Source organism: Serratia inhibens (assembly GCF_003591175.1).
In the GTDB taxonomy this organism is placed as follows: Bacteria; Pseudomonadota; Gammaproteobacteria; order Enterobacterales; family Enterobacteriaceae; genus Serratia; species Serratia inhibens.
The window spans coordinates 238,553-251,517 of sequence record NZ_QYYG01000002.1 but is presented as its reverse complement, the minus strand read 5'-3'; the positions used below and the strand labels follow the sequence as shown (position 1 = coordinate 251,517).

The following is a 12,965-nucleotide window of genomic DNA, read 5'->3' as shown; positions in this document are numbered from 1 at the left end:
TCATCGGCGAAGCCATTCCGGCTGGGAAGTGCCAAGAGCGGTGGCGGGCAGCGCCCAGAGCAGCGCGGTACCCTTCAAATGCAACGGGGCACCAAGACGTTGCGCTGCACCCCAGTGGGTCAACTCGGTTTCCGGGTTTTCATCGGCGGCGGTTACCGGCGCCAGCGGTTTTGACAGATGCCCCTGCGGATAAGGATTATCGAACAGCAACTGCGCGGTGCAGGCCAGGGAAAGCCGTGCACTGTAACCGGTGCCGCGCGCCAGCCGCTCGCGCATGCCATGCAGCACCGCCGTCGCCATCAGGTAACCGGTAGCGTGATCCAGCGCCTGTACCGGCAATGGCAGCGGCATGGCGGCGTTTTTCCACGTCATGCCCGAGGACGCCAGCCCGCAACTCATTTGCACCAGGCTATCGAAGCCGCGCCGCCCGCGCCACGGGCCGCTCCAGCCGTAAGCGTTCAGACAGACGTCGATCAACCCCGGCGACAGCGCGCGCCGTTGTTCCGCGCCATAGCCCAATTTTTCCAGCGCGCCGGCGCGGTAGCCATGAACGATGACATCGGCATTTTTCAGCAGATGCTCAAAGGTGTGGCGATCGTGAGCGTTATGCAGGTTCAGGCGTGCACAGCGTTTACCGAGGATCACTTCATGCTCGACGCCCGGCTCATCCCAACCGTAGGGATCGATACGCAATACGTCCGCGCCCAACCCGGCCAGAAAGCGGGTGGCGATCGGCCCGGCGATAATCCGCGTCAGATCCAGCACTCGCACGCCGTGCAGCGGTCTGGCGGCCGGCAGCACCCAGTCAGGCGGCGGGGCTTCCGGTTGCAGTGTTTGGTGGATTAACGGTTCCAGCGCGACGCTTTTGCCTTGAATATGCCGCCGCCATGCCTCGACCGGGCGCATTTCCGCCGCGCAGCCGCCGGCCTCGATCACCGCCTGTTCCAATTCGCTTTTTTGCCACTCCAGCACCTTTTGCGCCAGCGTGCCTTTATCCTGATGCGGCCCCAGTATCTGCTCCACCGCTGTACGGTGATGTGGCGCATTGGTATGCAGGCGGATCCAGCCGTCGCGCGTGGCATAGTCGCCGGCCAGCGCGTCCCAGGCGGCAGGCAGTTGCCACCCCAGCGGCCGCAAGGTCCAGCCGAACCACAGCGAAGCCAGCCGACGATCGACAAATACCGTCGGCATACCGCCTTTGCTTTGTTGCAACAGCCCGGCGCAGGCCAGGCCGGCAGCTCCCCAGCAAGCCGTAGCCAGTTCGGTCACCGGGAATGCGCTGGCCAGTTCGCCTTCACCGCTGACCGTCAATGGTGCCACTGGCGTGGCGCTGTGACCCAGGCTTTGCCAGATCTCTTCGAGTAGCTTTTGAGTAAGGGTAGGCATCAGTAAACTCCATCGTTGCCGATCGGGGGACTGAGCCTAGCGTAGTTCACCCCGGCCGGAGTTGCTATTGCATGGCGTTCAGGGGGGCGACCATCCGCCAGCTTGGCGTGCTTTGCAGGTCGGACAAGGCGGCAAAGCAGGGCGAGGCTGATGGCAAGGAGAAGCATGTTTATCGTTCGGGGATTATTGTCCTGTTGAGGCGCCAGTCTATAGATAATAGAGGTATTACCCAAAACCAATTCGGCAGATTGCGTTGCAGGTCAAATAAATGGCGTTATTCAGTTTAATTTCCGTTTAATAAATTCGCCTTTACATCATTACCCTGCGTCACTATACTCAGCCAAAATTTCAGTGAGGAAACAAAATTGGACAGTTTTAGTTGTAGCGATATAAATAAGGCAAGCTGACCAATCCTCTTCTGATTTGTTGCTTGCCGAAAACGGCGGGCAGCACCCCTCTCTTGTTATTCCGAGCTGTGCAAACCCGAATCTCATTGTTGTACCTGAGGCCCAATGGCATCAGGCGAATTGATTTGGACGTTATTATGGTAATTTGCAACCACAGTCTTTTCCCTCCAGGCACTGACGCGCTCGTTCGCTAATATATTATTGGCGCAATTTCGCGTGTGCTAAAAAGCACATGATTTTATCTCCTGCAGTTTATTAAGGGGACAGTCATGGCTATGACTCCTTTCGTTTTAAATTTATTACTGGCGATGAGCCTGGGCGCGGTTATTGGCGCCGAGCGGCAGTGGCGTCAGCGTATGGCCGGCCTGCGTACCAATGCGCTGGTGGCCACCGGTGCGGCGGTGTTTATTCTCAGTTCCATGTCCACCGATCCTTCCAGCGCCGGGCGGGTTGCCGCGCAAATTGTTTCCGGCATCGGCTTTCTGGGCGCCGGGGTGATCATGCGGGAAGGGCTGAACATCCGTGGCCTGAATACCGCCGCCACGCTGTGGTGCTCGGCGGCGATTGGTGTGCTGTGCGGCCTGGGGCAGTACTGGAATGCGGTACTGGCGACGCTGGTGATCCTGTGCGCGAATATTCTGTTGCGCGAAGCGGCCCAGCGCATCAATCTGCAACCGCAACAGCAGGCGATCGATCTGGAATTGTGTTATCGCATTCAGGTTACCTGCGGCGAACAAGATGAAATACTGGTACGCACCCTGATATTGCAGGCGCTGAATGGCGTGGCATTAAGATTGCAATCCTTGCGCAGCGCCGATATATCCCTCCCAGGTCAGCTTGAGGTTTGTGCGGAGATAACGGCCAATCCCGCAGCGCAAAAAGAAATTGAAGGTATTGTCTGCCGCGTCAGTCTGGAAAAAAGCGTTAGCGCCGTACGCTGGCGCGTGGTTTCTGAATTGCCGGTTTAATTTTTAATTCATATTCACTTTGTTTTGGTGATAAGGAGGTGGTATGGACGGTGACCCCATAATGTCAATTATTCGGCGTAATTGCCTGCAATTATAAACAGCGGTAATTACGCTAATTAAATAAATCCCATTCTGCGCCTATTCACCTGTTAATCAGGCGGGGTAACCCTGTGCGCAGAATAAGATAAGAGAATAGCGTTATGACCTATATCAATGACAACCTGCGCCGCCGCGATAAAAAAAAGGCACCTTACGCCATCGCGCAAGAGGCGAAAAATAGCCTCGACCAGACGCTGGCAAATTTAAAATGCAACCGCACCGGCCTGACCCAGGAGGATGCCGATGAACGCCTGGAGCAATTTGGCGTTAACCAGGTCGCCCATGAGAAAGCGCCGCACGCGCTGGTGCAACTGATTGGCGCGTTTAATAACCCGTTTATCTTTGTTCTGATGGTGCTGGCTGCGATCAGTTTCTTTACCGACTACTGGTTGCCTCTCCGGCGCGGTGAAGAAACCGATCTCATTGGCGTGATCATCATACTGGTGATGGTTGCACTCAGTGGGCTGCTGCGTTTCTGGCAGGAATACCGCACCAACAAGGCGGCGGAAACGCTGAAATCGATGGTGCGTACCACCGCAACGGTCTTGCGTCGCAGCAGCTTCAGCGCACAACCCTTGACGTTGGAAGTCCCCATCCGCGAACTGGTGCCGGGCGATATCATCCAGCTTTCCGCCGGGGACATGGTGCCGGCGGACGTGCGCCTGCTTGCCTCACGCGATCTGTTCATCAGCCAGGCGATCCTGACCGGGGAGGCGATCCCGATCGAGAAATACGATGCGATGGGCAACGTCAGCCAAAAATCGAGCGAGGAAGAAGTCTCCAGCGAGCATGCGCTGTTGGAGCTGCCGAACATCTGCCTGATGGGTACCAATGTTGCCAGCGGCACCGCCACGGCGGTTGTGGTGGCGACCGGAGGGCGCACCTATTTTGGTTCGCTGGCCAAGTCGATCGTCGGTTCCCGTTCGCAAACCGCCTTCGACCGTGGGGTGAACAGCGTCAGCTGGCTGCTGATCCGCTTTATGCTGGTGATGGTGCCGATTGTGTTGCTGATCAACGGCTTTACCAAAGGCGACTGGAGCGAAGCGGCGCTGTTTGCTTTGGCGGTGGCGGTGGGTTTGACGCCGGAGATGCTGCCGATGATCGTCAGCTCCAACCTGGCGAAGGGCGCAATCGCCATGTCGCGGCGCAAAGTGGTGGTCAAGCGCCTGAACGCCATTCAGAACTTCGGTGCGATGGACGTGCTCTGTACGGATAAAACCGGCACCCTGACCCAGGATCGCATTATCCTCGAACATCATCTGGACGCCGGCGGCACCAAAGACAATCAGGTGTTGCATCTGGCGTGGTTGAACAGCGCCCACCAAAGCGGCATGAAAAACCTGATGGATCAGGCGGTGATCCGCTTCGGGCGCGGCAAGCCGGGCATTGAGGCGCTGGGGCGTTTTAGCAAGGTGGATGAGCTGCCGTTCGATTTTGTGCGCCGCCGTTTGTCGATCGTGGTGGCGGATGAAAATGGTCAACAGCGGCTGATCTGCAAAGGGGCGGTGGAGGAGATGCTGGACATCGCCACCCACGTGCGTGAGGGGCAGCAGACGCTGGTGCTGGATGAGGCGCGGCGTGTAGCGCTGCAGGCGCTTGCCGCTCAGTATAATGAGGACGGGTTCCGCGTGCTGGTGCTGGCGACGCGGGAGCTGGGCGAGCGGAAAGCATCCTTGCCGCTGAGCGTGGCCGATGAGCGCGACATGGTGATTCAGGGCGTCCTGACCTTCCTCGACCCGCCAAAAGAGAGCGCGCAGGAAGCGATAGCCGCATTGCAGGAAAACGGCGTGACGGTGAAGGTGCTGACCGGCGATAACCCGGTGATCACCTGCAAGATTTGCCGCGATGTGGGGCTGGAGCCGGGCGAGCCGCTCTCCGGCCCGCAAATCGAACAGATGGACGATGAAACGCTGGCGCGCGAAGTGGAACAACGCACGGTCTTTACCAAACTGACGCCGCTGCAGAAATCGCGGGTGTTGAAGATGTTGCAGGCGAATGGCCATACCGTCGGGTTCCTCGGCGACGGCATTAACGATGCCCCGGCGCTGCGCGATGCGGACGTCGGTATCTCGGTGGATACCGGTACCGATATTGCCAAGGAGTCGGCGGATATCATTCTGCTGGAAAAAAACCTGATGGTGCTGGAAGAGGGAGTAATCAAAGGCCGGGAAACCTTCGGCAATATCATCAAATACCTGAACATGACTGCCAGCTCCAACTTCGGCAACGTGTTTTCGGTGCTGGTGGCCAGCGCGTTTATCCCGTTCTTGCCGATGCTGGCGATCCATCTGTTGATTCAGAACCTGATGTACGATATTTCCCAGTTGTCGCTGCCGTGGGACAAGATGGACAAAGAGTTCCTGCGCAAGCCGCGCAAGTGGGATGCGAAGAACATCGGCCGCTTTATGCTGTGGATTGGGCCAACCTCATCCATTTTTGATATCACCACTTATGCGCTGATGTGGTTCGTCTTCGCCGCCAACAGTGTCGAACATCAGGCATTGTTCCAGTCTGGCTGGTTTATTGAAGGGTTGCTGTCGCAAACGCTGGTGGTGCACATGCTGCGCACCCAGAAGATCCCGTTCATCCAAAGCACCGCCGCATTGCCGGTTCTGCTGACCACGGCGCTGGTCATGGCGTTGGGCATTTATCTGCCGTTCTCGCCGCTCGGTGCCTGGGTTGGGTTGCAGCCCTTGCCGTGGGAATACTTCCCGTGGCTGGCCGGCACGCTGGTCAGCTATTGCGTCGTGGCGCAGATGATGAAGCGTTTCTATATTCGCCGCTTTGGTGAGTGGCTGTAATTACCCTGACCGCCGGGCGCAATACCCGGCGGTTATAACAATTTTTTCACCAGCAGACCGAGCAAGATGGTCAGCGTAAAGGAAAACAGCGTACCGAGCAGTACATACTCGGTACGCATTTTGTCATCGCTCTGCCGCAGATCGCCAAAGCGAAAAATAGACTTTGCGGCCAGCAAAAAGCCGATCGCCGGAATTTGGCCGATCAACACAAACGTCAGGATCAGCGTTCTTTCCAGATAGCCAATCTGCTTGCCCGCGCGCAACAGCGAGTCGTTGTCGGCTTTGGCCGAGAGCGGCATTTGCGGTGTCCAGTGCGCCAGCAGTTGCCCAATCAGTACGCCCATCGGCATGTAAATCACTAAATACGCCAGCAACAGCAGCCCAAACTGCGCCCCGGTAACGGCGGTGCCAAGCGTGGCCAGCAGGCTGCGGGGTTCCGGCATCAGGCACAACCACAGCAAAACAATCACCGCCAGATGCAGGCATTGATCGAGCAGAAAACCGCCGGCCCGGCTGAGGCGAGCCAGGAGCGTGACTTTCAGCAGGTCGATAATATAGTGGCTGATGGCGATAACCGGCAAAGTAGCCAGCGCCCCGGCTGTGGAGAGCCCGCCATGCTGCAGACTGAAACCCGCCACTGCGCAGGCGGCCAGTACAGCGTGCAGCAAGGCGTGCAACAGCAGCAAAGGCGAGCGTGCGCGCCGGCGGGTTTTATCCTCCACCCAACTGAGTGGTTGCAGCGGGAAATCAGCCAGTAAATGGGCAATCAGCAACCAGGTCAGTAACGGCGCGTAGGTCAAATCCATATTCAGGTGATCCTGTTAATCGCGTGAATAAATCGCATGATCTCCTCATAGGCCGCTCGTTTTAGCGTTGCGGAGACCGTGGACGCGGCTTTATGCAGTTTCTCGGCCACCTCCAGGTTGGTGGCGGCAAACATCCTCGCCTGTACTATCTGCGCCTCGGCTTGCGACAGGCGACCAATCACATGATCTAACATCGGCAGCAGATCGCTGACAATGGTATTCGTCTCGGCATGGTCATTTTTCAGAGCCAGCCTGCAATTTTTCTCCAGGCTGTCCAGTGCGTGGCCGGAATTGACAAAGGCGCTGGCATAACCGGCTGCTTGCGCCTGGCCGTCACCCAGGCCCACAGCGATACGGGCATCCCACTGGCCGGCGTCCATCGCTTTGAGCGCGATGCGGATATACGCCGCCAGCAGCAGGCCGGATTGCGGTTCGGCCACCGCCTGGAAGCTGTCGCCGCGGAAAATCTCGAACCGCTGTATAAGCTTGGCCTGTTGCAGTCGGTTGAGCAGGGCATTTAGCCCGGTAATGTAATTTGCGGTGTCGAGCTGCCGCGAGTTGACCAGATCGCCGGTGATCACGCTGAGTTGTGTTTGCATGTTTTTCTCTGCTTTGAAGCGATAACTCACCGTTAAAATTCGCATCTAAATACGAATATGTCAATTATTCGCATCTGAATGCGAATTTTTGGTTTATTCGCTTCTACAGGCGAATTATTCGCGCAATTTAAGGGCGTTGGAGCAGCGTAATAAGGGGTTTTTCCCTCCGCGCCAGATAGACGCCGAGCAGGATCAGCCCAACCCCCAGGATCTGCGCGCCGGCGGAACCGCCGCTGTCGCGCAGGCGATCGATGACGACGCCCGCCAACATCTGGCCGCTGATAATCAGCAGTGCGGCGCGCAGCGTGCCAAGGCGCGGTAGCACATAACTGTTCAGCGCCACGAACAGCGCACCGATGACCCCGCCCAAATAGGCTCCCCACGGGGCATGACCAAGGGCGAGGCCATTGAACCCACCGCCCATCGCCAGCAGCAGGCTGAGGAACAAAAAACCGAGGATGTGATTGCACAGCGAGGCGTGGAAAGCGCCGCGGCTCAACGCCAGGCGGCCATTGACCGCACGGCTGATGCTGATGAGGACGCCATTGAACAGTGCGAGGAGTATCAGGGTTAGCATGGGGCTATCTCACAAAAATAAGCAGGGCGCAGCCGAAGAGGATCAGCAACGTGGCGATAATGTCGTTGGCGCGCAGGCGGCGTTTAATGACGCCAAACCAACCGCGGCTGTCGGAAAGCATGCCGAACAACACCTGGCCGGTAAGCATGAGCGCCAGGCTGCCGGAAAGCGCCAGCGGGCTATTGACGGTGATGGCGGCCACTACCACCGTCAGGGCGCCGGGAATGCCGCCCAAATAGGCCCAACGGGGGGCTGCCACAGCCGCCGCAGAGGAGAGGGGCGTACGGCGGAACGGCAGCAACTGCAACAACAACCAGGCGGCGATCGCGCCAACGCCATGAGCCACCCACGAAGCGAATAGCGGGCTGTTATAGCTCGCCAGCCCGCTGTTGACACTGATCATCAGGGCGAGCAAAGCACCGGCGGTTAACGCCAGCAAAGGATCGGAAAAACGTCCGCGTATCATCATCTCAGGTTCCATTTTTACTGTGGCGAGTAGCGTACATTGTTTTCGTTATCGCCATAATCCACTACACTGGAAACTCATTGTTGAGTAAAAGTTGACGATAAATGACCGATAACTTTGCGGCGATCCCGCTGTTTGTGGCGGTAGTGGAATGCGGCAGCTTTTCAGCGGCCGGCCAGCGGCTGGGTATTACCAAGTCTGCGGTAAGTAAACGCATTGCCCAGTTGGAAGGCTCGCTGGGCGTGCAGTTGCTGCATCGCACCACCCGCAGTCTGAGCCTGACCGAGGCGGGCGAGCAGTATTTCGGTTATGCCCGGAACGCCTGCGCGGTGGCGCAAGAAGGGGAAGACGCCATCACGCGTTTGCAGGGGCAGCCGCAGGGCATTTTGCGGCTCAGCGTGCCGATGGTGTTCGGCCGTTTGCATATTGCGCCGTTGATTCCGGTTTTTTTGACCGCCAGCCCGGAGGTGGAAATCAATATGATGATGGACGATAAGCTGGTCGATCTGGTGGAAGGGGGCTATGACCTGGCGATCCGCATTGGTCGGCTTGCCGATTCGAGCCTGATCGCCCGGCGCATCGCGCCCTGCTACAGCGTATTGTGCGCCGCACCGGCTTATCTGGCGCGCAGCGGCACGCCAAAGGATCTGGCGCAGTTGGCGCAGCATAACTGCCTGTTTTACAGCTACTATCGTGCGGGCAGCGAATGGCAGTTTCAGGGGCCGGAAGGGGGAGTGCGTTTTCAACCGCGAGGGAATTACCAGGTGAATAACAGTGAGGCGCTGCGCGAAGCCTTGCTCGCCGGCCTGGGGATTTGTCAGATGCCGACCTTTATCGTCGGTGAGGATCTTGCGCAGGGGCGATTGGTCGAACTGTTGCCGGATTACCGGCTGCCGGAACACGCGATTTATGCCGTGTACCCGGAACGCAAACACGTGCCGGCGAAGGTCACGGCCTTTGTCGATTTTCTGCTGGCGCAATTGGGTGGGGAACGGCCTTATTGGGACGTTCTGCGTGACTCATGAAAGCGCATTGCCATTCGGCCGGGAAGACGCACGCCTGTTTGGCATGCCACCGGCGAAGGCGGCGGTAGGGGTTAAAAGCTTTTGACCAACATTTCGCGCGGCTGCTCGGCGCCGTGCTTCAGCAAGTATTCAAAAGATCTTTCGCTGCTTTTCAACTGCTGCAGAAATTCTTGCGGCGACAGATCGTGTTTTTTGCCGCTCATATAAGCCAGCGCCAGCTCTTTTGCCTGATAGCGTGAGAAATTGTACATCGTGCCCCCGGTGAGAATAAGTGATGTTTTGTTAAGGCTGATTGTAGGGGAATAGCACGTAATGAACAGTCGCTTTGGCGTATGGAATCGATAGCTGAAACCTGTGTGGCCTCTTCGCCGTGGTGAGCCGTTTTAATGTTGCGGCTGCAACAGTTCGTGGCAGAGTTGTTTGATCACTTCCTCTTGCTGCAGGCCGTTATGTCGCAGGCGGCGTATGTGGTCCGCATCGTTCACCGCGATTTTGACGTAATGCTCAACATCGTCGAGCAGCGCGTTTTCTTCGCTATTTTGCACGCCGGGCCGCAGTGCGGCGAAGGTGGCCAGCATATGAGACGTCAGGCTGTAACGGCGCAGCGTGGCGGGATCCACATAGTCGGCGCCAAAGCCGTGGCGACAGGCGTTGATCTTGTTGTAGTTGGTAAAGGCGGCATATTCCGCAACCACCTTTTGCCTGTTATCCAACAGGTATCTGGCCAGCAGACGACAATAGCCGGCCAATGTCACCGCATGATGAATATGCAACGGCGTATCGCAGACCCTGATTTCCACCGTACCCAACTCCGGCTTTGGCCGCGCGTCCCAATAAATGTCCTTGATGCTTTCAATCACCCCTGCGCTGGTAAGCCTTTCATAATACAGGGTGAATTCGTCCCAATTATAGATTTGCTCAAGGCAGCCGTAGTTGGGGAAAGAATTTTGCGCGCTGAAGCGGGAACTGGCAAACAGGGTATCGACCCCCTGGTAGATCGGCGAAGAGGCGCTCAGGGCAATCAGATGGGGCAAATAGGGCGTCATGGCATGACACAGATACATAGCCTCATCACCGTCGTTGACGCCGATATGAATATGCTGGCCGAACACGCAGGCCAGTTTGGAAAGATAGCCAAAGCGGCTGGCCAGCAATTTGTAGCGTTCGGAGTCGGTAATGACCTGTTGACGCCAGTCGTTGCTCAGATGGCGGCCTCCACCGCAGACGTCGCAATCAATGCGCTGCGCTCCGGCGCGTATCTTCCCGGTCAGTTCGTTCAGCTCGGCCAGCAGTTCGCCAAGATTGGTATGCACCGAGCTGTTTAACTCCACCATCGATTTGGTCAGCTCGTGCTTGACGCGTTTTGGGTCGCCGATGTCTTCAACCAACCGATCGGCCTTGTGTGACAGATCGTAGTTTTCGTTATCCACCAGTTGCAGTTCTATCTCTGTGCCCAGGGTAAGCCTTTTCGAACGTTTGAAGGGTAGCGGCATTACACACCTCCAGATCTACGGCGGTGCATTCAGTATAGTGCGCCAGTGGGGTTTTAGCGTTTGCGGATACCGGGTGAAGCGGTCATTACATTTGATTATCCATATGTGTTGTTGACATCGCCCGGCTGCGGATTATGATGGCGGTGATCATTCGGAGAGAAATTTATGCCATCACTGACGCCGCTGAAACTGTTTAAAAATCTGTCGGACGACACCCGGCTGAACCTGGTGTTGTTGTTGCGCCAGGCGGGGGAACTGTGCGTGTGCGAACTGTCCGGCGCGTTAGGCGAATCGCAGCCAAAAATCTCCCGGCATCTCGCTATGCTGCGTGAAAGCGGCCTGTTGCTCGATCGTCGTGAAGGTAAGTGGATCTATTACCGGTTGTCGCCGCATATGCCGGCCTGGGCCGCGGCGATTATCGAGCAAGCCTGGCTCAGCCAGCAACAACGGTTCAGCGAACTGGCGCAGCAAACCGCAGCGGGTGGCCGGGCGCTCTGCCGGTAACGTTAAAAAATTTGTTTTTATATATTCGAAAAATCATATGTATTTATGGCGTAATGCGCCAGGGAGCGATGATGGTACTGGCTGGAGCAATTTTTATTCTGACGCTCATTTTGGTGATCTGGCAGCCAAAAGGGTTGGGTATTGGCTGGAGCGCTTCGCTCGGGGCGGTGCTGGCACTGCTGACCGGTGTAGTGCACCTCGGTGATATTCCCCTGGTTTGGCACATTGTCTGGAACGCCACGGCGACCTTTATCGCGGTGATCGTCATCAGTCTGCTGCTGGATGAATCCGGCTTCTTTGAGTGGGCGGCGTTGCACGTGGCGCGCTGGGGCAAGGGTAAAGGGCGCTGGTTGTTCACTTATATCGTGCTGTTGGGGGCGACCGTGGCGGCGCTGTTCGCCAACGATGGTGCGGCGCTGATCCTGACGCCGATTGTGATTGCGATGCTGCTGGCCCTGGGGTTCAGCTCTGGTGCCACGCTGGCGTTCGTCATGGCCGCGGGCTTTATTGCCGACACTGCCAGCCTGCCGCTGGTGGTTTCTAATCTGGTGAACATTGTCTCGGCAGATTTTTTCAAGCTGGGCTTTACTCAATATGCTGCGGTGATGGTGCCGGTGGACATTGCCGCCATCGTCGCGACGTTGGTGATGCTGCACCTGTATTTTCGCAAGGACATTCCGGTGAGCTATGACCTGACGCTGCTGCGGTCGCCGCGTGAGGCTATCCGCGATTTGCCGACCTTTAAAGCCGGTTGGGGCGTGCTGGCCTTGCTGCTGGTAGGGTTCTTTGGCCTGGAGCCGCTCGGCGTTCCGGTCAGCCTGGTCGCCGCCGTGGGTGCGCTGATCCTGCTGGCTGTGGCGAAAAGAGGCCATGCGATTGATACCGGTAAAGTATTGCGCGGCGCGCCCTGGCAGATCGTGGTGTTCTCGTTGGGCATGTACCTGGTGGTTTATGGGCTGCGCAACGCGGGGCTGACCGACTTGCTGTCCGGTATGCTGGATGGCCTGGCCGAACGGGGGTTGTGGGTGGCCACGTTCGGCACCGGATTCCTGACGGCGTTCCTGTCTTCGATCATGAACAACATGCCGACCGTGCTGGTGGGCGCGCTGTCGATCGACGGCAGCAACGCAGACGGCGTGATCAAGCAGGCGATGATTTACGCCAACGTAATAGGCAGCGATCTGGGGCCGAAAATTACGCCAATCGGCAGCCTGGCTACGTTGCTGTGGCTGCATGTGCTGTCGCAGAAAAATATCGTCATCACCTGGGGATATTACTTCCGGGTGGGGATAGTGATGACACTTCCGGTGTTGTTCGTTGCGTTGGCGGCTCTGGCCCTGCGCCTGTCGCTTTAGTGTTTACAAGAGAGAACCCCATGAGCCAGATAACCATTTACCATAACCCGGCCTGCGGCACTTCGCGCAATACGCTGGCACTGATCCGCAACAGCGGTGTGGAGCCTGCGGTGATTCTGTATCTGGAGACGCCGCCCAGCCGTGAGCAACTGGTCAAACTGATTGCCGATATGGGCATTGCCGCGCGTGAGTTGCTGCGCAAAAATGTCGAACCTTATCAACAATTGGGGCTGGCGGACGCGCAGTGGAGCGACGATAAACTGATCGACTTTATGCTGCAGCAGCCGATTTTGATTAACCGGCCGATCGTGGTGACGCCGTTGGGCACGCGGCTGTGCCGTCCGTCGGAAGCGGTGCTGGATATCCTGCCGGATCCCCAGCAAGGCGCGTTCAGCAAAGAAGACGGCGAGCCGGTGATTGATGCGCAGGGGCAACGAATCACGGGATAATGAACAAATCAGGCCCGCAGCGCGGGCCTG

The 12,965-nt window shown here is 57.5% G+C and carries 13 protein-coding genes; 6 read left to right on the top strand and 7 right to left on the bottom strand.

Going from position 1 to position 12,965, the window contains the following annotated elements:
- On the bottom strand, positions 1-1,386 hold the full coding sequence (locus tag D4100_RS10205; RefSeq protein ID WP_119804255.1) for a CoA transferase: 1,386 nt from the start codon (positions 1,384-1,386) through the stop codon (positions 1-3).
- Between the two features lie 676 nt (positions 1,387-2,062).
- Here D4100_RS10205 and D4100_RS10195 point away from each other — a divergent pair.
- On the top strand, positions 2,063-2,761 hold the full coding sequence (locus tag D4100_RS10195; RefSeq protein ID WP_006319255.1) for an MgtC family protein: 699 nt from the start codon (positions 2,063-2,065) through the stop codon (positions 2,759-2,761).
- Positions 2,762-2,961: 200 nt separating this feature from the next.
- Positions 2,962-5,661: a magnesium-translocating P-type ATPase gene (mgtA, locus tag D4100_RS10190; protein WP_119804253.1), complete on the top strand. Its 2,700-nt coding sequence runs from the start codon at positions 2,962-2,964 to the stop codon at positions 5,659-5,661.
- A gap of 32 nt (positions 5,662-5,693) precedes the next feature.
- Here mgtA and D4100_RS10185 read toward each other — a convergent pair whose 3' ends face one another.
- The 4 genes from D4100_RS10185 to D4100_RS10170 form a co-directional block, all read right to left on the bottom strand.
- Complete coding sequence (locus D4100_RS10185) at positions 5,694-6,467, bottom strand: DUF3307 domain-containing protein (protein WP_006319253.1); 774 nt, start codon at positions 6,465-6,467, stop codon at positions 5,694-5,696.
- A gap of 2 nt (positions 6,468-6,469) precedes the next feature.
- Positions 6,470-7,066: a hypothetical protein gene (locus D4100_RS10180; RefSeq protein WP_006319252.1), complete on the bottom strand. Its 597-nt coding sequence runs from the start codon at positions 7,064-7,066 to the stop codon at positions 6,470-6,472.
- Positions 7,067-7,193: 127 nt separating this feature from the next.
- Entirely contained in the window at positions 7,194-7,643 is a 450-nt protein-coding gene (locus tag D4100_RS10175; RefSeq protein ID WP_006319251.1) for a DMT family transporter, read from the bottom strand.
- 4 nt (positions 7,644-7,647) lie between these two features.
- Positions 7,648-8,112 (bottom strand): DMT family transporter, encoded by a 465-nt coding sequence (locus D4100_RS10170; protein ID WP_119804252.1) that lies wholly within the window; start codon positions 8,110-8,112, stop codon positions 7,648-7,650.
- A 101-nt stretch (positions 8,113-8,213) separates the two neighbouring features.
- Here D4100_RS10170 and D4100_RS10165 point away from each other — a divergent pair, with 101 nt between their 5' ends.
- A complete protein-coding gene (locus D4100_RS10165) occupies positions 8,214-9,134 on the top strand; it encodes a LysR family transcriptional regulator (RefSeq protein ID WP_119804251.1) in 921 nt (306 codons plus the stop codon).
- A gap of 71 nt (positions 9,135-9,205) precedes the next feature.
- Here D4100_RS10165 and D4100_RS10160 read toward each other — a convergent pair whose 3' ends face one another.
- Positions 9,206-9,385, bottom strand: a complete 180-nt coding sequence (locus D4100_RS10160) for a hypothetical protein (RefSeq protein WP_006319248.1) — start codon at positions 9,383-9,385, stop codon at positions 9,206-9,208.
- Positions 9,386-9,517: 132 nt separating this feature from the next.
- The gene (locus D4100_RS10155; RefSeq protein WP_119804250.1) at positions 9,518-10,627 is read right to left on the bottom strand and encodes a YbdK family carboxylate-amine ligase; all 1,110 of its coding nucleotides are present in this window, start codon (positions 10,625-10,627) and stop codon (positions 9,518-9,520) included.
- Between the two features lie 165 nt (positions 10,628-10,792).
- On the opposite strand from D4100_RS10155, the gene D4100_RS10150 reads away from it, so the two are divergent.
- The 3 genes from D4100_RS10150 (at position 10,793) to arsC (ending at position 12,935) form a co-directional block, all read left to right on the top strand.
- Positions 10,793-11,131 carry a metalloregulator ArsR/SmtB family transcription factor gene (locus tag D4100_RS10150; RefSeq protein ID WP_119804249.1) on the top strand — a complete coding sequence of 113 codons (339 nt, stop codon included), beginning with the start codon at positions 10,793-10,795 and terminating at the stop codon, positions 11,129-11,131.
- Between the two features lie 71 nt (positions 11,132-11,202).
- Positions 11,203-12,486, top strand: a complete 1,284-nt coding sequence (locus tag D4100_RS10145) for an arsenic transporter (RefSeq protein ID WP_119804248.1) — start codon at positions 11,203-11,205, stop codon at positions 12,484-12,486.
- A gap of 20 nt (positions 12,487-12,506) precedes the next feature.
- A complete protein-coding gene (arsC, locus tag D4100_RS10140; protein WP_119804247.1) occupies positions 12,507-12,935 on the top strand; it encodes a glutaredoxin-dependent arsenate reductase in 429 nt (142 codons plus the stop codon).
- Positions 12,936-12,965: the final 30 nt, after the last annotated feature.